The organism is Companilactobacillus nodensis DSM 19682 = JCM 14932 = NBRC 107160, from assembly GCF_000615905.1.
Lineage (GTDB): Bacteria > Bacillota > Bacilli > Lactobacillales > Lactobacillaceae > Companilactobacillus > Companilactobacillus nodensis.
This window is the reverse complement of the sequence record NZ_BAMN01000031.1, coordinates 1-19692: the sequence shown is the minus strand read 5'-3', so window position 1 is coordinate 19692 and position 19692 is coordinate 1. Positions and strand designations below refer to the sequence as shown.

General features: G+C 37.2%; 16 protein-coding genes and 1 pseudogene. 3 read left to right on the top strand and 14 right to left on the bottom strand.

Annotated elements, in window-relative coordinates:
* Window positions 1–225: 225 nt before the first annotated feature.
* The 7 genes from JCM14932_RS12945 to JCM14932_RS12915 form a co-directional block, all read right to left on the bottom strand.
* Window positions 226–999 (bottom strand): alpha/beta fold hydrolase, encoded by a 774-nt coding sequence (locus JCM14932_RS12945; RefSeq protein WP_025025232.1) that lies wholly within the window; start codon window positions 997–999, stop codon window positions 226–228.
* A complete protein-coding gene (citG, locus tag JCM14932_RS12940) occupies window positions 983–2419 on the bottom strand; it encodes a triphosphoribosyl-dephospho-CoA synthase CitG (protein ID WP_025025231.1) in 1437 nt (478 codons plus the stop codon). The genes JCM14932_RS12945 and citG overlap by 17 nt, the downstream gene beginning before the upstream one ends.
* Before the next feature lie 73 nt (window positions 2420–2492).
* Window positions 2493–4031 carry a citrate lyase subunit alpha gene (citF, locus tag JCM14932_RS12935; protein ID WP_025025230.1) on the bottom strand — a complete coding sequence of 513 codons (1539 nt, stop codon included), beginning with the start codon at window positions 4029–4031 and terminating at the stop codon, window positions 2493–2495.
* Window positions 4021–4926 carry a citrate (pro-3S)-lyase subunit beta gene (gene citE, locus JCM14932_RS12930; RefSeq protein WP_025025229.1) on the bottom strand — a complete coding sequence of 302 codons (906 nt, stop codon included), beginning with the start codon at window positions 4924–4926 and terminating at the stop codon, window positions 4021–4023. The genes citF and citE overlap by 11 nt, the downstream gene beginning before the upstream one ends.
* Window positions 4927–4928: 2 nt before the next feature.
* The gene (gene citD, locus JCM14932_RS12925; RefSeq protein ID WP_025025228.1) at window positions 4929–5219 is read right to left on the bottom strand and encodes a citrate lyase acyl carrier protein; all 291 of its coding nucleotides are present in this window, start codon (window positions 5217–5219) and stop codon (window positions 4929–4931) included.
* Between the two features lies 1 nt (window position 5220).
* Window positions 5221–6249 carry a [citrate (pro-3S)-lyase] ligase gene (citC, locus tag JCM14932_RS12920; RefSeq protein ID WP_025025227.1) on the bottom strand — a complete coding sequence of 343 codons (1029 nt, stop codon included), beginning with the start codon at window positions 6247–6249 and terminating at the stop codon, window positions 5221–5223.
* Window positions 6250–6269: 20 nt separating this feature from the next.
* Window positions 6270–7424: an NAD(P)-dependent malic enzyme gene (locus tag JCM14932_RS12915; protein WP_025025226.1), complete on the bottom strand. Its 1155-nt coding sequence runs from the start codon at window positions 7422–7424 to the stop codon at window positions 6270–6272.
* A gap of 163 nt (window positions 7425–7587) precedes the next feature.
* Here JCM14932_RS12915 and JCM14932_RS12910 point away from each other — a divergent pair, with 163 nt between their 5' ends.
* Window positions 7588–8529, top strand: coding sequence for a sugar-binding transcriptional regulator (locus JCM14932_RS12910; RefSeq protein WP_025025225.1), 942 nt, complete (start codon window positions 7588–7590; stop codon window positions 8527–8529).
* A 55-nt stretch (window positions 8530–8584) separates the two neighbouring features.
* Here the strand turns inward: JCM14932_RS12910 and JCM14932_RS12905 are convergent, their stop codons facing one another.
* The 4 genes and pseudogenes from JCM14932_RS12905 to ttdA all read right to left on the bottom strand — a co-directional run bounded on the left by JCM14932_RS12905 (window position 8585) and on the right by ttdA (window position 12668).
* Window positions 8585–10009 (bottom strand): DASS family sodium-coupled anion symporter, encoded by a 1425-nt coding sequence (locus tag JCM14932_RS12905; protein WP_025025224.1) that lies wholly within the window; start codon window positions 10007–10009, stop codon window positions 8585–8587.
* A gap of 52 nt (window positions 10010–10061) precedes the next feature.
* Window positions 10062–11000: an L-lactate dehydrogenase gene (locus tag JCM14932_RS12900; RefSeq protein ID WP_034543478.1), complete on the bottom strand. Its 939-nt coding sequence runs from the start codon at window positions 10998–11000 to the stop codon at window positions 10062–10064.
* A 212-nt stretch (window positions 11001–11212) separates the two neighbouring features.
* Window positions 11213–11824 (bottom strand): L(+)-tartrate dehydratase subunit beta, encoded by a 612-nt coding sequence (ttdB, locus tag JCM14932_RS12895; RefSeq protein ID WP_025025222.1) that lies wholly within the window; start codon window positions 11822–11824, stop codon window positions 11213–11215.
* Window positions 11821–12668, bottom strand: a pseudogene (gene ttdA / locus JCM14932_RS15660) (L(+)-tartrate dehydratase subunit alpha). Before ttdA ends, ttdB begins: the two are co-directional and overlap by 4 nt.
* Window positions 12669–13047: 379 nt before the next feature.
* On the opposite strand from ttdA, the gene JCM14932_RS12885 reads away from it, so the two are divergent.
* Window positions 13048–14034 carry an AraC family transcriptional regulator gene (locus JCM14932_RS12885; protein ID WP_025025221.1) on the top strand — a complete coding sequence of 329 codons (987 nt, stop codon included), beginning with the start codon at window positions 13048–13050 and terminating at the stop codon, window positions 14032–14034.
* Between the two features lie 179 nt (window positions 14035–14213).
* On the opposite strand, the gene JCM14932_RS12880 is transcribed toward JCM14932_RS12885, so the two are convergent.
* The 3 genes from JCM14932_RS12880 to JCM14932_RS12870 all read right to left on the bottom strand — a co-directional run bounded on the left by JCM14932_RS12880 (window position 14214) and on the right by JCM14932_RS12870 (window position 19008).
* A complete protein-coding gene (locus tag JCM14932_RS12880; RefSeq protein WP_025025220.1) occupies window positions 14214–15143 on the bottom strand; it encodes an AEC family transporter in 930 nt (309 codons plus the stop codon).
* A gap of 105 nt (window positions 15144–15248) precedes the next feature.
* The gene (gene acnA / locus JCM14932_RS12875; RefSeq protein WP_025025219.1) at window positions 15249–17915 is read right to left on the bottom strand and encodes an aconitate hydratase AcnA; all 2667 of its coding nucleotides are present in this window, start codon (window positions 17913–17915) and stop codon (window positions 15249–15251) included.
* A 397-nt stretch (window positions 17916–18312) separates the two neighbouring features.
* The gene (locus JCM14932_RS12870; protein WP_025025218.1) at window positions 18313–19008 is read right to left on the bottom strand and encodes a GntR family transcriptional regulator; all 696 of its coding nucleotides are present in this window, start codon (window positions 19006–19008) and stop codon (window positions 18313–18315) included.
* Between the two features lie 452 nt (window positions 19009–19460).
* Here JCM14932_RS12870 and JCM14932_RS12865 point away from each other — a divergent pair, with 452 nt between their 5' ends.
* The gene (locus tag JCM14932_RS12865) at window positions 19461–19685 is read left to right on the top strand and encodes a hypothetical protein (protein WP_025025217.1); all 225 of its coding nucleotides are present in this window, start codon (window positions 19461–19463) and stop codon (window positions 19683–19685) included.
* Window positions 19686–19692: the final 7 nt, after the last annotated feature.

Sequence of the window (19692 nt, the reverse complement as noted above, 5' to 3'; positions counted from 1 at the left end):
TTTGGTATTTCAATAAGTCTGTCAATATATATCGTATTTAAACACTACTCACTTTATAACAGAATATTGTTCAAATACGTAGTAGTGATTCTTATTATCAACGAAATAACACCACTATATACGATAATAATCTTTTAGCTAGTTTATATTACATATTTTAAATTCATATTTCTCATCTTAACCTATAGCAATCAATTCAAGAAGTTCACTTCGTGCTTAGAAAAATCATTCTATGTAATTCAATAATGCTTGATTAAACTTATCCGGCTGTTCGGCCATAATCACATGACCGGATTGATCGATTGCCACATGACTTAAATTACTATTTTTCTCCATCAATAATTCAGCGAACTCACCATCAAAGTACGGACTCTGATTAGCCGTTACCAATAACATTGGTACCTGACAATTAATAACCGACTCACGCCAGTCCTTTCGAGCGTGATCATACAATAATTCTAAGTTATCGTCCTTAACGAATGGAAATTGTTTTTTGACAACATTCAACTTCCAAAAGACATTATCATCAATCCCATTGAGTGTTTCCTTGTTATGCATCTTCAAACGCATCTTATAGTTAGCACGGGTGATCTCCATGTAACCATACTTCCACGCTGGTGTATTCAACATCTTCGGTGATTGATCGACGGTAACTAACTTCTTAACTGGATAATCCGGATATTTTGAAATAAACCCATAGATAACACTAGCTCCCATCGAATGACCAACTAATATTGGATCATCTGGTTTCAATCCATCCAAAAAGTCCTTCAAGTCAGTAATCAAAATACCAAAATCATCCAACGAAGACTCACGTGATGAAGCCCCATGATTCCGTTGATCATAAGTAATAACTTGATAACCTTTATCAACGAAAAAATCAATTTGATCAGACCAGATCTGTTGGTAGCCGCCGAATCCATGTAAAAAGACGATCGGTTGACCTGATCCATGAACGTAATAATTTAATTTTTTGCCATCCCTAGTCGTTATTTCCATTATTCAACGCCTCTTTTGTCAATCCTAAGAATGCTGTCACAATCAATAAGTCAGCCGTGCCACCCAAACTCAAATGTCTATCTGAGAACTCTGTCTGAATGTCATTCAAAACCTTGTTACCGGCATCGGTGCTGATGCCACCGGCTGCGAAAAATTCATTGATACGTTGATTCTTCCACTCAATGATATCCAAAGTACCGGCACGTTTGATCAAAGTTGAATCTTCCGTGTGCAAGGCCAAATTCATCAAAGCTGTAATCAGACGCTGATTCATATTACCGTTAGTCTCCATAAAAATTGGTAATCCATATTTGAAGACAACAGGATAACCATCGGCTGCTTCACCACGAATACCTTTAGTTCCATACTTCAAGAATTGTTTTTCACCAGCAGTTAATTTTGATTCATCTTCAGATTTTATTTTACTATAATCATTTTTCACCAATTCTCGAAGCATTTTTTTAACGGCAACTTGAATTACTTCTTCATCAAATTGTTCATCATCCTTGATATTAATGGCAACAGCCGTAACTAGAACTCCCAATGAGAATACCGCACCCTTGTGCGTATTGATCCCATTAGTTGAACTGAACATATCCGCTTCCGCCAATTTACCGAACTCACGAATCTCACGGAAAATATCACGATAATCCGTATTAGTTTGACAATTCAACCCTGCCCATGCACATTTACGAAGATAGTTCTGAAGGCTCAAGCTGCTGTCTAAGAACATGAAGATGTCCATATCGGGATGAGCTTCTCGCTCGACTGGATCAACTAAACCAGGCTTAGGCCATGCGGTTACTTCGTACGTTAAAGCTCGCAGTGCATTGTTCACCAACATTTGAACTTTCTGCTTATTGTCAGTCAACTTGAGTGAGCTCTCAACTAACTCACTAACCTTAGCTTGTAATTCTTCAACGGAATGCCGTCTTGAGCGACCACAATCTTTAGCAGGTCGACCACATATTAAGCAAGTACGTGCTGAATAACCGATCTCTGTTCTAGAAATAGACTGCATCTCTTCATCATCTGTCAAAAATAAAACATCTAAATCAAATAAAAGACGATAGTTTTTTGATTCTTCAAACTCTGTCGTGATTTTCTTAACATTTTCAGCTGTCTCTTCAACCACATAGAATCGTTCTGGCCCAGTTGCGGCATCGAGCCATTCGCTATTTTTGAAGAAAACAACTCCTTCTTCTAACAATAAATTTTCAAATTCTTCTAGTTGTTTCGTAAAAAAGTCTTCTATTATACTGTTATTCTTGATTGGTCCTGGCGTATTCAACTTAGCACCAATGACAATCTCTGATGGATACTGACTCAATAGCTTGTTCTGAACAAAAACACGCTTATCGCGGTTAGCCAAAACAGCGGGAATATCCTGTGTTACCCCAGTATCGAATAAATTAATCATTGCTTCACATCCAAATTCTCTATTAATTAAAAAGGAGCAAAAACTATCTTAACAAGTTTTTACTCCTTTAATATTAATCTTTAATTTCTTTAATAGCATCAACTAATGTACCATCACGGTATTCAACTAATGCGACTGTTCTATCAGTATATTGAATTTCTTCAGGCTTGCCAACGATCTTCTCGGCACGTTTTTGAAGTTCATCAATTGAAACAAGTGGTAATCCAGGAACCTTCTTGAAGGCCTCAACTAAGTCTTTGCGCTTAGGGTTAACTGCAATACCAACTTCAGTAACCAAAACATCAATTGAGTCACCTGGTGTAACAACTGTACTTACCTTAGGAACAACAGTTGCGATACGACCACGTGTCAATGGAGCTGAAATAATTGTCATCTTAGATGTAGCAGCGTCTTGGTGTCCACCAACGGCACCACGGATAACACCATTTGAACCAGTCATAACATTAACATTGAAGTCAGTGTCAATTTCAAGAGCTGAAAGAATGGCAACATCCAATTGATCGACCATAGCACCCTTGTTATCTGGATCAGCGTACCATGAAGCATCGATTTCTTGTTGGTTCTTGTTACTCTTCATTGAACCAGCAGCACCCTTATCGAAGTCTTGAACATCCATAACTTTGTTTACAAGTCCTTCTTCAAGTAAGTCAACGATAGGTTTTGTAATACCACCTAAGGCGAATGATGCTTTGATATCATTGTCGATCATTGATTGACGTAAGAATCTAGCAACAGCAAGTGCGGCACCACCTGAACCTGTTTGGAATGAGAATCCTTGTTTGAAGTATGGTGAATGAATAATTACATCGTTAACCATCTTGGCAATTTGCAAATCCTTAGGGTTCTTAGTGAATCTAGTAGCACCAGTACCGATACGATCAGGATCACCGACTTTATCAACCTTAACAACATAATCAACTTGTGTTTGCTTGATTGAAGCTGGTGTGTTTGGATAGTCAACTAAGTTGTCAGTTAGAAGAACAACTTTGTTAGCGTAGTTGGCATCCATCAAGGCATAACCTAGTGAACCAAAAGCGGCGTCACCATCCATACCATTAGCGTTACCTAGACGGTCAGCGTTTGGAACACCTAAGAAGGCAACATCGATCTTGATTTCTCCCTCTTCGATAGATCTAGCTCTGTTACCGTGTGAACGGAAGATAACTGGGTTCTTTAATAGACCATGAGAAACAGCCTCACCCAAGCTACCACGCATACCTGAACTTGTGATATTTGTAATTGTTCCAGCTTTGATAGCTTCAACAACTTTGTCATTCATAACATTTGTTAGTGATGAAGGAGCAAGTGTCAAATCCTTGATACCTGAGTTAATAATGATATCCATAACCTTGTTAAAGACAAAGTCACCTTCACGGAAGTGGTGGTGGAATGAAATTGTCATACCATCTTTAACGTTGTTCTTAACTACATCTTCGAGTGAATCAACAACTTTGTTGTCACCTGTAGTTACACTAACCTTAGGAGCAACACGTTGTTTATCAGGATTACCGATATCAACAGACTTAAAAGTCTTATAACCCTTTTCGTTTAAAATCTCATCTGGTATTTCGCGTCCGACATTATTCTTCAATGTATTCACCCTCCTCATTAATCAAATGTGATGCTTTTGCTAAACGCATTACACGTTGTGCTCTCAATACAACTGGACGATCAACCATTTGTCCATTCATTGAAATAACACCTGAACCTTTAGTCTTAGCTTCTTCAATAGCTGCTTCAACATCCAAAGCGTTTTCGATTTCTTTCTTAGTTGGTACAAAGACACTGTTTACCATGTCGATTTGACGTGGGTTAACCAATGACTTACCATCGAATCCTAATTGGTGAATGTGTTTAGTCTCACACATGAAACCATCAATATCATTCATATTTGTGAAGACAGTATCGAATGCAGCAATTCCAGCAGCACGTGCGGCATGAAGAATCATGTTACGTGCAAATTCCAATTCGGCTCCATCTGGATAACGGTGTGTCTTCATATCAGTTGTATAGTCTTCAGCTGACAATGCTAGACCGATCATTCTGTCTGAGCTTTCAGCAATTTCAAGACACTTCATAACTCCACGGGCACTTTCAATAGCGGCCATAACATGTGTTGTACCAACTTTGATACCGAACTTCTTTTCAGCTTCTTCAATAGTTGAAACTAAGTCTTTCATCATTTGTGCTGATTCAACTTTAGGTAGACGAATAACTTGGATACCCGCCTTAACCATTGCAAAAACATCACTTCTGAAGAATGGTGAATCGATTCCGTTAACACGAACAACTAATTCAGCATTTCCATAATCTTGTGTTTGTAATGCTTCATATACCAAAATTCTTGCGGCGTCTTTTTGATCCATTGAAACAGAATCTTCAAGGTCAAACATGATTGAATCTGCTCCATAAACACCGGCATCTTTAACCATTCCTGAATTATTACCAGGAACAAACATCATTGTACGACGTAAACGTTCTTCCATGATTAGAGTACCTCCCAGTTTGGTTCTTCAGTTGTACCTAAGGCACGTTGTGCGACTGCCATAGTACGAGCTTTAACTACACAATCCAAGGCACCCTTATCAACTGCTTTGACTTTTGCATCTGTAATTCCATATTTGTTCAATGTATCTGTAATAACCTTTTTGATTTGATCTCCGTACAAAGCTTCAACGGAAGAATCCAAATCAATATCGATTCCGCTTCCCTCACTCAAAGTAATTTGAATATCTGATGACTCCAAAGTACCAGCAAGTGCTGTTTCTTTAATTCCCATTTTACTTACTTCCCTTCTCTATCAGTTTTTCCTTTAAATTTGGATAATTATTTTTAACGAATTCCATCGTAGTCTCTGGTAAGAATTCATGTAGTAACGCTTGATCATCATCTAAGATTGCCTGACGAACCTTAGTTGCGGAGATGATTTTGTCGTCCGCAGTCTTACGGTCGATGATTTCAACATTCACTTCTGGAGGCAAAATACCTAGAAGTTCATGATTGTAACTGTCTGTTGTCTTAGAATATGGTTCCTTACCAAGATAACGTGTGGTGATACCTAATGGCTTAGCAATTTGATCTTTGAACAAAATTGCATCCAGTCTTGCTTGATAAGTTCCGATCTCTTGATCTGACTTCAAGAAGTAGGCTGGAAAAGTTGCTGGACTAATGATGTAATCATCGCCAGATACGACTGTTACATTTTTCAGATCCTGAACACCTTGTTTGACCAGTTCGATACGTTCCTCATATGTGAACAATGAAACATCATTCTTAACAACGAAGACGTACACGTGATCATTCTTGGCACTAGCAACTTCAACCAATCGTCTGTGTCCAAGTGTGAATGGATTAGCATTCATTACGATTGCTCCGTTTTTGCCTTCAAAGTGCGGAAGTTTTTCGATATATTCAGTGACACCAGGGACGCCTGTTTCGAGGATTGCTCCAGTTTCACTGACAGCCAGTTTTTTAAAACCAACATATTCAAAGCTTTGAACGTATTTTGGCTTGGTAAAAACGAATAAATGGAAACGACCCATCTGAGCTGCTTGTTGCATTAAGTAGCTGACGACCTTATTAAATAGTGCGCCGCCCTCTTTGTACTTGGAACAGACGGCAACGTATTTAATAACATTACCAGCTATCGAACCAGTGGCCGCACGATCACCGTCTTCATCCCACAAAAAAGTTTTTTCAATCGTATCAACTTCGTTGGGACTGAATTCAGTAATTCCATTAATTTCCATGAAGGATTGCCATTTACGTCGATAATGCGGAATGGCAATGTTTATTTCGTTAACTTCCATTTAAACACTTCCGATTATTATTACTTGTTCTCTTCGGTATATTTGATAACGGCAAGTGAAACTGTTTCAACGACACCATTATCGAAGACACCAGGTACGATCTTCTCAGCACTAGGCTTAGTAACCAAGTCAGCCAATCCTTGAGCAATAGCTTGTTCCAAACCAAGAGTAACTTTCTTCAAACCTGATGAAAGAATACCTTTGTACAATCCAGGGAACACCAAGATGTTGTTAACTTGATTAGGATATTGACTTGAACCAGTAGCAATTACTGAAGCACCAGCTGCCTTAGCATCTTCTGGAGCAATCTCAGGTTTGGGATTAGCAAGGCCGAAGATGATTGGATCATCAGCCATTGTCTCAACTTGGTCCTTGCTCAAAACATTAGCATCAGACAATCCAATGAAGACGTCCTTACCAACAACGGCATCGGTTAATGATTGATACTTAGTTTGGTTAGAACTTGCGGCAGCGACATCACGTTGATACTTATTATAAGTGATATCATCCTTGGCAACTGGACCGTGGATATCAACTAATGTTAAGTCCTTGATTCCGGCGGCCAGTAACAATCTAGCAGTTGCGACACCAGAAGCACCAACACCATTCAAGACAACTTTCATATCTTGTAATTTGCGGCCAGTAACTTTGGCGGCATTGATCAATCCAGCTAATACAACGACGGCTGTACCTTCTTGATCGTCGTGATAAACGGGAATGTCGACTTCTTTGGCAAGCTTCTCTTCGATCTCGAAGCACTTAGGTGCAGCGATATCTTCCAAGTGGAAACCTGCGAATGACTTCGACATATTCTTCAATGTCTTAACGAATTCATCGACTGGAACTTGGTCAACAGTCAATGGAATGGCATCGACACCAGACAAGTCCTTGTATAACAATGCCTTACCTTCAACAACTGGTAAGCCACCAGCAGGTCCAATATTACCTAATCCCAATACAGCAGAACCATCAGTTACCAAGGCAACCAACTTACCACTCATTGTGTACTTAGCTTTCATTTCTGGATAACGTTCGATGAACTTAGAGATAACAGCTACACCAGGTGTATATGCTTCGCCAAGTTCTCTTTTATTTTTAACGTCGAGACTAGGTGCGATACCTAGAACTCCACGATTTTGGGCGTGAAGAGATAAAATCTTATCATCATCTTCCATCCAAATCATCTCCTGTTCTTTATCTTCTCTATAAAGATAGCACTAATTTTAAATAATGTAAAATCAGTACTTATTTTTAAAGAATTTAAAAATAACTTTTTAAATATCAAAAACTTTAGTATGATGATATAATTAAATTAAAAAATCGAACAGGAAGATACTAATGAAAGCAGAACACGATATTTTATTAGGAAATCTGGCGCAAGACTACTATTTAAGCAAGATGTCGATCAACGACATCAGTAAGAAGTATTCCATCAGCCGTTATCTGATCCTAAAGTACTTAGATGAAGCATTAACTACCGGTATCGTTGATATCAACATTCACTCTGGTTACGAACGAAACGTTGAACTAGAACGTAAGTTATCAAAGAAGTTTAATATTAATCACTTATATGTTATCAAGGATCCCGTGAACCCGACTAAGCGTGATGAGTTGATTGCATCATTCTCAGCAGTTCAGACACAAGCAATTATCAAGAATTGTAACGTGGTCGGATTATCGTGGGGCGAAACGGTTTATGAAGTGCTTGACCATTTCAACAAGAGTTCGCAAGATGACCTCGTCTTCACTCAATTCATGGGCGAAAACATGAAGTACAAGTCATCCTCTGGCTCAATGCGCATGGTTCAAAAAGCAGCTTCCAAATATGATGTTCCCTACTACACGATGCCCGGACCACTGTATATCATCAATGATGATGTCAGAAATGGTTTCATGACGGAACCAACTTCAACTCGTGTTTTTAATATTGCCGAAAAAGCTGACCTATTGATCTGTGGACTTGGTACTCTTGCCTCAGTCGACTCGATCGATGTCTGGCACGACAACAAGACAAAGATTTTTCCAAGAGTTGATCTCGATAAGATCGTTGGTATGGCATATGGTCGCCCATATGATATCAATGGAAACTTCTTGAATCTTGATGACGATAAGACATTATCGATTCCACTGGATAATATCTTGAACGTTTCACGCAGATTCGCCATCGTACAAAGCAAGGCTAAGTACAAAGCTGCACTTGGTGCTCTACGCGGTGACTTCTTCACTGATATGGTCATGACTGAAGCAATTGCCCTCAGACTTGAAAACGAAATTAGTTAAATAAAAAAGACGATATTTGGAGGATTTCCAATATCGTCTTTTTTAATGAAATTAACTACCAAAGACCGATAACCTTCATCCACAATGGTCCGACAATTCCGATTACTAATAGGTAGAAAATACCTAGAACAAAGTTCATCTTCCACCAATCATTTTGTTTAACATATCCTGATCCAGCAAGAATTGAAGCAGGTCCGTTAGCATAGTGAGTTGTTGAAGCCATAACAGCTGTTATCATAGCAAGTAACATCGCTGACATTTGAGCTGGAGCACCAGCTGAGATAGCAACTGCTAAGAATGGTCCATACATAGCTGAAACATGAGCTGTTGCACTGGCGAATAGATAATGTGAGTAGAATAATACGATGGCTAATATTGCTAACATAACTGCCCAACTAACACCGTGTAATCCACTAGCAATACTCTTTGACATCCATGTAATGAAACCAAATTCTGTTAACTTACCAGCCATAAATACTAAGATTGATAGCCAGATTAAAACTGTCCAAGCACCCTTTTCAGTAACTAAATCATTAACTGATAAAACACCTGTGATTAGCAAGATAGAAATTGCTAAGAAGGCAACGAATGTAGCATCCATACCGATAATACTTGATAACATCCAAAGAACTAGAGTCAAGATAAATACTGAACCCATGATCTTTTCAGATAACTTCATCTTACCCATTTCGGCAAGTTCTTTGTTTGCCCAATCCTTGGCATTAGGTGTTTCTTTGATTTCTGGTGGATACATCTTGTAAATGATCCATGGAACAACAGCTAAACAAATAAGAATAGGAACAGATGCGGCTTCAAGCCAGCCCATCCAGGTAAGGTTAACCTTTAACGTAGATGCTAATTGTGCTGTAACCAAGTTAGGTGCCATGGCTGTTAAGAACAATGCACTAGTTAATAGGTTTGCGTGGAACTCTGTAAATACTAGATAAGCACCCATTTTTCTTTGAGTACCATCTTCTGTTTTAGAACCAAAGGTTCTAGCAAGTGATTCGATGATAGGATATACAACACCACCAGCACGGGCAGTGTTACTTGGAATGGCTGGTGAAGTAACAAGATCGATACCCATGATTGAGTATGCTAATCCTAATGTACGTTTACCAAACATTCTAACGAAATATAGCGCTATACGACGGCCTAAGCCTGTCTTGATGACACCACGTGATAACATGAATGCCATCGCAATCAACCAAGCGGCTGAATTACTGAAGGCTGTTAGACCAGTCTTCATATCTGAAAGTCCAAGACCAACTGTCAATGTGAAACCGATCAATGTAACTCCGGCAATTGACAATGGTTGTGTGATACATCCAATGATTGTACCAACGAATAATGCTAACATATGCCAAGCTTGAACACTGACACCACTCGGTCTAATTCCTGTAGTAAACCAAATAATTAATCCAATAACAATTGGCCAAATAAATCCCTTAAATTTAACCTTTTCCAACATATTTTCCATCTCCAAGAACTAACATACTTTGTACTTCAACTATTATAAACTTTTTTATAAACTATTTAACTGCTAAATTGTCCAATACTTCTTGCATCTTAGTTGCTGAATGTTGCATCTTAGCAACTTCTTCATGACTCAAGGCTGTTTCAATAACTCCGGCAATACCACTACCATTAATTATTGCAGGTGTACCAATATACAATTCGTCACTCAAACCATAGTGATTATTGATTGGAGCTGATACTGGCATAACCGTATCTTGATTCTCTAAAATTGCTTTACAGATTTGTGATAAGCTGCGTGCTACGCCATAGAATGTAGCACCCTTCAAGCCAATGATCTTACCACCCTTCTTACGAACCTGAGTTTCAATGTCAGCTTTGACATCGTCAGTCAAGTCAAGACAATCACTCAATGGTTTGCCATCGATCAAGGCCTCATCAAAGTTAACAAATGAAGTATCACCATGTTCGCCTAGGACGTATGCATTAACTTGGTTAACAGGTACATGACAAGCTTTGGCTAAAACAACATGTAATCTGGCTGAATCAAGTGATGTTCCTGTACCAATAACTTTTTCTCTAGGGAAACCAGATAATCTTTGTGTCAAAGTTGTCAAAATATCAACAGGGTTACTTGAAACAACAAATATTCCATTAAATCCACTCTCAACGATTGGAGTAACAATTGACTTCAAAATCTTCTCGTTCTTGGCAACAAGGTCAAGACGTGACTCACCCGGTTTACGAGGAATACCTGCAGTGATAACAGCAATATCAGCATCGCTAGCATCATCGTATGTACCAGCGTGTACATCAACTGGTGAACTCATAGAAGTAACATCCTCTAAGTCTAAGGCATCTCCTTGAATCTTATCTTGCTTAATATCGACAATTACTAATTCATCTAAAAAATCAGTGTTCTGCAATAATGAAAAAGCAAATGATGATCCAACTGCCCCATCTCCAACGAGAAGAACTTTATTTTTACGTACCATAATGAAACCTTCTTTCTGTTAATACAAATCCTTGTATCATCTTTCACAAACATAATAACATATTCTTGTGTGATTTTGTTAACAAAATGCAAATTATATATATTCTTTTAAAGTAATTAAAAAAGGTTGTTTATTTTTTTACAAATATTTTGAATATTATTGAAAACGCTGTCAAAATTTGTGAAAAAGAAAAGCCACCCTGCGGGTGGTTTCTATTTAATGAAGCTAACTTGTTTACTGATCTCTTTAATTTTTTCTTCTTTACGACGGTTAAACTCAACTTTATTCTTCTCAAACAAGTTGTCACCGTTAGTATCGATTGAAACGATCAATGGGCCGAAGTCTTTAACTTGGTTGACCCAAAGTGTTTCTGGCATCCCTAAGTCTTTCCATTGTGCGTCAATGATTTTTTCAACTTTAGTTGCAGCATAAACAGCGTTACCGGCTGGGTAGACTAAATGTAATGCTTTGTAATTCTTACATGCACGTTCAGTACCTGGTCCCATACCACCTTTGCCGACGATCAGTTTAACGCCAGTTTCTTTGACGAATTGTTCTTCGAACTTCTCCATACGACTACTTGTAGTTGGACCGACAGCAACCATTTCATAACTGCCATCTTCCTTTTGACGAACGATAGGACCAGCATGCAAAATTGCCTTCCCTTTGACGTCAACTGGTAATGGACGCTTCTCTTCGACAACACGACGGTGTGCAACGTCACGACAAGTTACGATGATACCATCCAAGTAAACAATGTCTCCGATACGAATGTCCGCTATATCTTCATCTTTGATTGGGGTTTTTAAATGAAATTCTCTCATAGCTCTACTCCTTTGTTTAATGGTAATTCGTAATTCAAATCTTTGTCCAAAATAATACGACCACGACGATGTGACCAGCATCCCACACTCAAACCAACGCCAATTGTTGAGGGGTGACGCGCAGTGTTGACGATATTAACACCCATGACTGACTTCTTACCACCTAATCCTTGAGGTCCTAAGCCAATATAATTGATACCATCTTCGAACAATCTTTCCATCTTAGCGGCGTTAGCATTAGGGCTGACACTATCGACACGTCTCATTAAGCAAGCTTTGAATTCATAGCAGCCATTTCAACTGAATTAGCGACACCAATACCAACCAATAATGGTGGGCAAGCATTGATACCGTAACTAGTCATCTGATCCATAACGAAACGAACGATACCTTCATAACCTTCGCCTGGCATCAATACTTTAGCAATACCAGGTAATGAGCAGCCACCACCGGCTAAGTAAACATACATATCAAGCTTGTCACTATCACCATCGATCTCAGTGATGATATTAGGAACACCTTTACCAATATTCAAACCAGTATTAAATTCATCAAAAGTTTGAACAGCATTGTGACGTAATGGTGCTTCTTTAGTTACTTGAACAACCGTATCTGTCAAAATATCATTCAATTCAGCCAACAATGGGAAATTGCTTCCTACTTTAAGGAAGAATTGAACGACACCCGTATCCTGACAGCTAGGTCTCTTTAATTTTTCAGCAAGCATTTGGTTTTCCTTCATTGTGCTATAAACCAATTCTTGCAATGGATCAACTTCGATCTTAGATAACTCGACCAATTTCTTGTTAACATCATCTGGCAAACGACGACTGACGATCTTCATATAACTGACTAACATATCACGTAATTTGGTTGCCTGAGGGGACAACGTTTTGGGTTCATATTCATAAGTAAGTGTTGACATTTGACTACCTCCTTGATTTCTGACTATAGAATAACTGTCATTGCCAAACCAGACTATCCGTTAATCACTCATTAAAAGTTAGAAAATGTCATATTCAACTAGGTAGATTTTGTCAGTATTATTTAGAATTAGAACAATTGCACACTATGTTTTTGGCATTGAGATCAACGTTCAAGACATACCATCATAATATTTGTGACAAAAAACACCCCTAGGTCTTTTTTGTCATTTGACTATCAAAATTAATTGCGAGAAACATATGATATGTCTAAACTAATCTATAAAGGAAGGGATCATTATGCCAGAATACCAAGCAACAGTTACCTATGACGAATTGATTTATGAAATTGGGAGCTATCATTACAATTGGCACCCTGACATTGAGCTGCTCTGGTTATTGACTGGCGAAGTCGAAGCCAACGTTGAAGGTGAAGTAATTCCCCTAGCACCGAATGATCTATTGTTAATCAACCCCAATTGCGGACACGCAACATTTGCCAAAGTGGCTAATAGTGTAATGCTTCGAATCCATATCAGACCTGATGCTTTAGATATCAATGGATTAAATCACGCTTCTGGTAAATTCCAATTGAATACTGCCGCTGAACACGTCAACCCACTGTATGAACCCATTCGTTCATCCCTCGCTAATTTGACTTACCATGATAATCAATTGTCCCAAACTGCAGCCTACTTCGACTTGCTCAACCTATTGTCAAAATTCTACATCACTGACGAATCATATGGCACCACACTGGCAACTCCTAAACATCAAAAAGCCATCTCGAAATTAACTGAATACTTGGAACAGCACTTCAGTGAAGATATTTCACTCTCGATGCTAGCCAAACAAGTTAACTATTCATCAACCTACCTATCTAAGTTGCTCAAATCACAACTAGGCATCACCTATTCCGAATATGTCATGCGTTGTCGCTTGCAACAAGCCATTCGTGAATTGACCAGAAGTACCGATAATATTTCTTCAATTGCATATCAAGTTGGATTCCACGACTTGAAGGTATTCAATCAAAGTTTTAAGAAACACTTCGGCATGACACCCACTGCATACCGAAAACAATTGACACCCAGTTTGGTTAAATCCGACAATCAATTCAAACAGGCGCTGAGTTCTAATAATGAACAGCTATCTGAAAAAATTGTCAAAAGTCATTTGCAGGTGGAGAACAATAATAGCCCTTGTCGAACTTGTGAATTCCGTGAGTATCAGCAGAAATATACTTCACTGATGAATGATCTCCAGAGTGTTGTTAAACATAATTAAGACGAAAAGACCCAGGTAAAATATTTTTATTTTACCTGGGTCTTTTTGAATAGTTTAATAGTTGTAAAAAGTTATGGTTAGTTCTCATTCACTACTGGTTAGTTGTACCAATACGATGTGGATAAGAATTTGTTTTCGTTAATAAATCCGTCACCACCTTTCATCACAAGTAATATTTTTTAACCAAGCATTAACATTACAGAACTTAAAGTAACAAACGATAGAACAGTGCTCCATAGTTGAATGGATGCCATTTCAAACTCATCAACTTTGTATTGAATAGCAAGATTAGTTGGCATTGTGGCTGTTGGAATTGCTAATGTAATAATAACAATACGTTGAAGTGATAAAGGCATACCAGTTGCGACCATTAGCCCCCAAACAATTGCTGGGAACAAAACATTTTTTCCAAGAACACTGGTAGCAATAGTCTTGTTGAAATGAATTTTTTTACTAAAGAGAATAATACCTGTAGCAAACATTGCGACACCACCTGAAGATTTACCTAAAACAGTAAATGTACTTTCAAGCTCAGTTGGCATTTGAAGTCCTAACAAGGCTAACGCAAATCCAAGCAAAGCTGAAAGAACCAAAGGCTTCTTCAATGAATTCATTAAACGTGCACCAATGGTTATATCTTTATCATTACCATCATCAGATACTAATGCAGCAAAGACGAATGGTAACAATACAACATTGATAATCAAACTAGAAATACCAATATTGATAGCACTCAAATTTTCACCAAAGATTAATGGCAAAACAGCGGAACCAATAAATGGAACTGATGGATCGGCAACTGATAAGGCACGAAGTGTTGCCACATTTGTAGATGTTTTCATTATTTTGGTTTGAACAAAACTTAAAACTATATAGCAGATGAACATACTTCCTAATAACCAAAGTGCTAAGGGAATATCTTCAACAATAATCTTACGAGGAGTTCCCCAAATTCCAGCGAATACGTTCATTGGTAATGCATAGTTCATAATTAATTTAATTAATTTGTTACTATCTTTTTCATCAAAATCACCATGATGTGCAGCCCACATACCAAGTAGGATAGTGACGATAATTGGTAGCAATGCGAAAATTACCGTTTTTAACATAATTTTTCCCCTTTTGAATCAATATATTTATGTTACCGTTTCCATAATTGCCTTAAGAAAAAACTGACATGACAACACATCAGTTTTTATAATGATTACAAAAATCTATTTCTTTTCTTCAAGAACTTTATTTAAGATGCCACCTACACCCAAATAACTGATTTCTGCATCAGAATCCAAACGTAAAGTAGTCGAAATCTTTGTAGTATGTCCGTCTTTGTAACGAACATCAACTGTAATATCTTGATCAGGTTCTAATTTATCAGGTAATTCAATATCGTACTTTTCAGTACCATCTAACTTAAATGTTTCAGCGTTTTCTCCATCTTTATATTGCAATGGAACAACGCCCATCATGGCAAGATTAGAACGGTGAATTCTTTCGAATGATTCAGCAATAACTGCTCTTACACCTAATAGCTTGACACCTTTGGCAGCCCAATCACGTGATGAACCCATACCGTAATCTTTACCAGCTAAAATAATTAATCCAGTGTCGTTTTCTTTATATTTCTTACATGCTTCATAAATAGTCATCACTTTATTGTCAGGCAAGTAGTTTGTATATCCACCTTGTTTGCCGTTTGACAACTGATTATGTAGTTGAGTATTGGCTAAAGTACCACGAACCATAACTTTATGATTACCACGTCTTGAACCATATGAATTGAATTCTCTTACAGAAATGTCATGTGCTTCAAGGTATTTACCAGCGGGTGAATCAATTTGAATCATTCCGGCTGGAGAAATATGATCAGTAGTTACTGAATCAGCAACTTTAGCAAGAACTGATAAATCTGATAATTCAGGTCTCTTCATATCTCCCGCTACTTGTTCATCAAAGTATGGTGGATTAGCAATGTATGTTGACTTTGGATCCCAATCATATGTTTCTGATTCATTTACTTTCAAATTATTCCATTCTTCACGACCATCAAAGATATCCTTGTATGCTTCACGATAAGTATCAGATACGATATATTTCTTAGAATATGCATCAATTTCTTCGGTTGTTGGCCAAATATCTTTGAGGTAAACTGGCTTACCATCGGTTCCAATCCCCAATGGTTGTGTTTGTAAATTGACACGCATATTACCAGCTAATGCGTATGCAATAACCAAAATTGGTGATGCCAAATAGTTTCCTTTGATCAATGGGTGAATTCTACTTTCAAAGTTTCTATTACCACTCAACACAGCAGCCGTTGCCATACCAGTCTTCTTAAGTGAGGCTTCGATTGAATCAGGAAGTGGACCAGAATTACCAATACATGTTGTGCAACCATAAGCGATGATATTAAACCCAAGTTTTTCAAGATAAGGCATTAATCCTGTAGCAGTTAGATACTTAGTTACAGCCTGTGATCCGGGAGCAAATGATGTCTTAACTTTTGGAGAAATTGTTAATCCATGTTCAACAGCTCTCTTAGCAAGCAAACCGGCACCGATCAATACTGTTGGGTTTGAAGTATTAGTACAACTTGTTAATGCGGCAATCATAATATCACCAGTGTGTAATACTTCTTTTTTACCGTCTAATTCAATTTCATCTTCAGCATCTAAATCCTCTGGTTTCATACCAAATCCATGATTGCCGAGTGGTGCTGTTACTTCTTCATCAAATGATTTGCTCATATCACCAAGGCCAATGATATCTTGTGGTCTCTTTGGTCCAGCAAGACTAGTTGAAACCGTCGATAAATCAAAATCAATAACTTTTGTATATTTAACCTCATCAGCATTTTCTGACTTGTAAAATAATGAATTTAGTTTGTTATAATCAACAGCACGCTTAATTACATCTTCACTTCTACCTGTTAACTTCAAATACTTAACTGACTCTTCATCAAATGGTGAGAAGCCACATGTTGAACCATATTCAGGTGACATGTTTCCTAAAGTAGCTCTGTCAGCAACACCCAAATTTTGGTATCCAGGTCCAAAGTATTCAACAAATTTTCCAACTACATCGTGTTGACGTAATAAATTAGTGATTGTTAATGCTAAATCTGTTGCTACGACGCCTGATGGAAGTTTGCCAGTCAAACGAACACCGATTACCTCAGGTACTGAGAATATTGATGGTTCGCCAAGCATACATGCTTCAGCTTCAAGGCCACCAACACCCCAGCCTAAGACGCCAAGACCATTAATCATAGTTGTGTGTGAATCAGTGCCAAATACTGTATCAGGATAGAAAACATTCTTTTTCTCATCGTTTTGTACAACTGGTGAGATATGTTCAATGTTTATTTGGTGAATAATACCTGTATCTGGTGGAATGGCCTTAAAATTATCGAATGATTTTTGAGCCCATTTCAACAACTTATACCGTTCTGAATTACGTTCATACTCACGTTTTATGTTATATGCCATAGCATAAGGATTACCTGCTTTATCAACTTGAACTGAGTGGTCAACAACTAAGTCAACAGGAATTTCTGGATTTACCCTTTCAGGATCAATGTTCATCTTTTTTGCAGCTTCACGCATTGATGCAAGATCAACAACACAAGGAACTCCAGTATAATCTTGGAGAATTATTCTAGCTGGATAAAAAGCTATTGATTGACCAATGTTTTCACGCCAATGTAAAACACGTTGAACATTTTGATCATTGATATCTCCGTTAGCATGACGAGCTACATTCTCTAGTAATACACGAATTGTATATGGAAAAGTTTCAATATCCACTCCAGCTTCACTTGTGATTTTTTTCAAATCGAGATAATTCACACCATTTAGCGTTTGTATATTATCGTTTGTTGCCATCTTAATCTCTCCCTTATTACAATCTGAGCGGCATTGCCAAAACTGTAACAAACATGACGTGCACACCATAGTTCACCAGTCGTTATACGCTCATGACCTTCATTGCCCAGAGTATAGCACCCAATTTTCTTAAATTTACGTATTTGCTTGTTCTTAGATTGTTCTTTTCGAGGAGATTGATAATTTGTGAACAAAAATATTCATTTAAATCAAGTTGACACATTTACCTATATTTCAAGTATTATCAGTGATATTTATATAGTTACGGTTAAAATAAAATGCTAGTAATTGCAATCTTACATGTATAATTCACAATCTTTTCGAGAGGTCGACAATGCGTACAACAATCACATCAAAAAAGGAGAAAACACAAATTGTGTCTTCTCCAGATATTAGTTTATGATATATTTCTTAGTTTCATTTCCTTCAAAACGAATTTTAATGAACAGTCCAAATGTTTGGAAACAAGTCTATTAACTTCATCGGCATTTTTATCTACCATGCCATTATAAATATTTCGATGTTCAACTATTGCACTATCACGCCTACTTTTAGAAGATAAATTAACGTCCCTAAAATAGACTAAATATTCCTGTAATTGCAGATCAATCATTTTTAATCTAGGCATTTTACTAGCATCATAAATAAATTTATCAAACTGGGAAAAGCTGTTAATGACTTCTCTAACCTTTCCCTCATCATTTAATACCTTTGTATCATGCAATAAGTCTTCCATTTCTTTGTACTGTAAAGAATCCATATTTACCATTGCTTTTCTGGTTGCAAGTGCGTCCAATTCTTTTCGTATATCAAATATCTCATATGCATCTCGTATATGTATACCATTAATATAAACTCCCACTCCAGATTTATGTGTGACCAATCCCTCTTTGGCAAGACGTTTAAAAGCATATCTTATTGGGGTTCTAGATACATTTAATTTCTCAGAAAGCTTATTTTCAACTATTCTTTTCCCGCTTGGAATATCACCAAGAATAATTGTTTTCCTCAAAGCTTCATATATTAATATTCTCATTGGTCGACTATCAGTAAGATCTAAATTTGATTTTATTACTTGAATGATATCATCCACATGATCACTTCCTAATAAATACAATTATATCAAAAACAAAACGTTTAAAATTGAAACCAAATGATATTACAAATATTCCAATTCATATTATTCCAAAAAAATATAAAAGTGGGTTAAAATAAACTCGTACCATTGAAATAATAAAAATGAATAAGCGAGGAGTTTCAATTTGACAGTAATCTACCCTGTAGTTATTACCAAGAATGGACCTAGCAAGAAAATTTCATGTGTTGTTTCAATTAAAAGAATGGTTAATTACATATATGAGGTTGGATTCGAAAACTTTGAACACAGTATCCCTCCGTCTAAAAACTAAAATAACTAAATAAAATATCAAAGACAGGTAAAATTTAAAGATTTTACCTGTCTTTTTTAGTATGTTCCCTCATTGTGTGAATATATTAACAATGATAATATGAAGTTAAAATATATCTTATTTGGGGGAATAAATCATGAGAAAAATCATTAGTTGGGGACTATTGATTGCTGCAAGTTTAACGTTAGCCTCTTGTTCTAACTCTGCAAGTAATAGTGATAAATCAACCAAGGAGACCACAAGTTCAGTTAAGAAAAAAACTCCTAGTAAAAAGTCTAAAAAGAAAGTAACCAAAAAGAAAACTGACACCAACAAAAAAAGACGACACTCAAAAAGACACCCAAAACCAGCAACAGACTAATAATCAG

What these genes read in the sequence shown, in the direction of transcription:
- JCM14932_RS12865 (WP_025025217.1), top strand. Translation starts at nt 19,461, where the DNA reads ATGAGAAAAATCATTAGTTGGGGACTATTGATTGCTGCAAGTTTAACG.
- JCM14932_RS12885 (WP_025025221.1), top strand. Translation starts at nt 13,048, where the DNA reads ATGCCAGAATACCAAGCAACAGTTACCTATGACGAATTGATTTATGAA.
- citC (WP_025025227.1), bottom strand. Translation starts at nt 6,249, where the DNA reads ATGGAAGTTAACGAAATAAACATTGCCATTCCGCATTATCGACGTAAA.
- citG (WP_025025231.1), bottom strand. Translation starts at nt 2,419, where the DNA reads ATGATTAATTTATTCGATACTGGGGTAACACAGGATATTCCCGCTGTT.
- JCM14932_RS12900 (WP_034543478.1), bottom strand. Translation starts at nt 11,000, where the DNA reads ATGGTACGTAAAAATAAAGTTCTTCTCGTTGGAGATGGGGCAGTTGGA.
- acnA (WP_025025219.1), bottom strand. Translation starts at nt 17,915, where the DNA reads ATGGCAACAAACGATAATATACAAACGCTAAATGGTGTGAATTATCTC.
- JCM14932_RS12910 (WP_025025225.1), top strand. Translation starts at nt 7,588, where the DNA reads ATGAAAGCAGAACACGATATTTTATTAGGAAATCTGGCGCAAGACTAC.
- citD (WP_025025228.1), bottom strand. Translation starts at nt 5,219, where the DNA reads ATGGGAATTAAAGAAACAGCACTTGCTGGTACTTTGGAGTCATCAGAT.
- citE (WP_025025229.1), bottom strand. Translation starts at nt 4,926, where the DNA reads ATGGAAGAACGTTTACGTCGTACAATGATGTTTGTTCCTGGTAATAAT.
- JCM14932_RS12880 (WP_025025220.1), bottom strand. Translation starts at nt 15,143, where the DNA reads ATGTTAAAAACGGTAATTTTCGCATTGCTACCAATTATCGTCACTATC.
- ttdB (WP_025025222.1), bottom strand. Translation starts at nt 11,824, where the DNA reads ATGAGAGAATTTCATTTAAAAACCCCAATCAAAGATGAAGATATAGCG.
- JCM14932_RS12945 (WP_025025232.1), bottom strand. Translation starts at nt 999, where the DNA reads ATGGAAATAACGACTAGGGATGGCAAAAAATTAAATTATTACGTTCAT.
- JCM14932_RS12915 (WP_025025226.1), bottom strand. Translation starts at nt 7,424, where the DNA reads ATGGAAGATGATGATAAGATTTTATCTCTTCACGCCCAAAATCGTGGA.
- JCM14932_RS12905 (WP_025025224.1), bottom strand. Translation starts at nt 10,009, where the DNA reads ATGGAAAATATGTTGGAAAAGGTTAAATTTAAGGGATTTATTTGGCCA.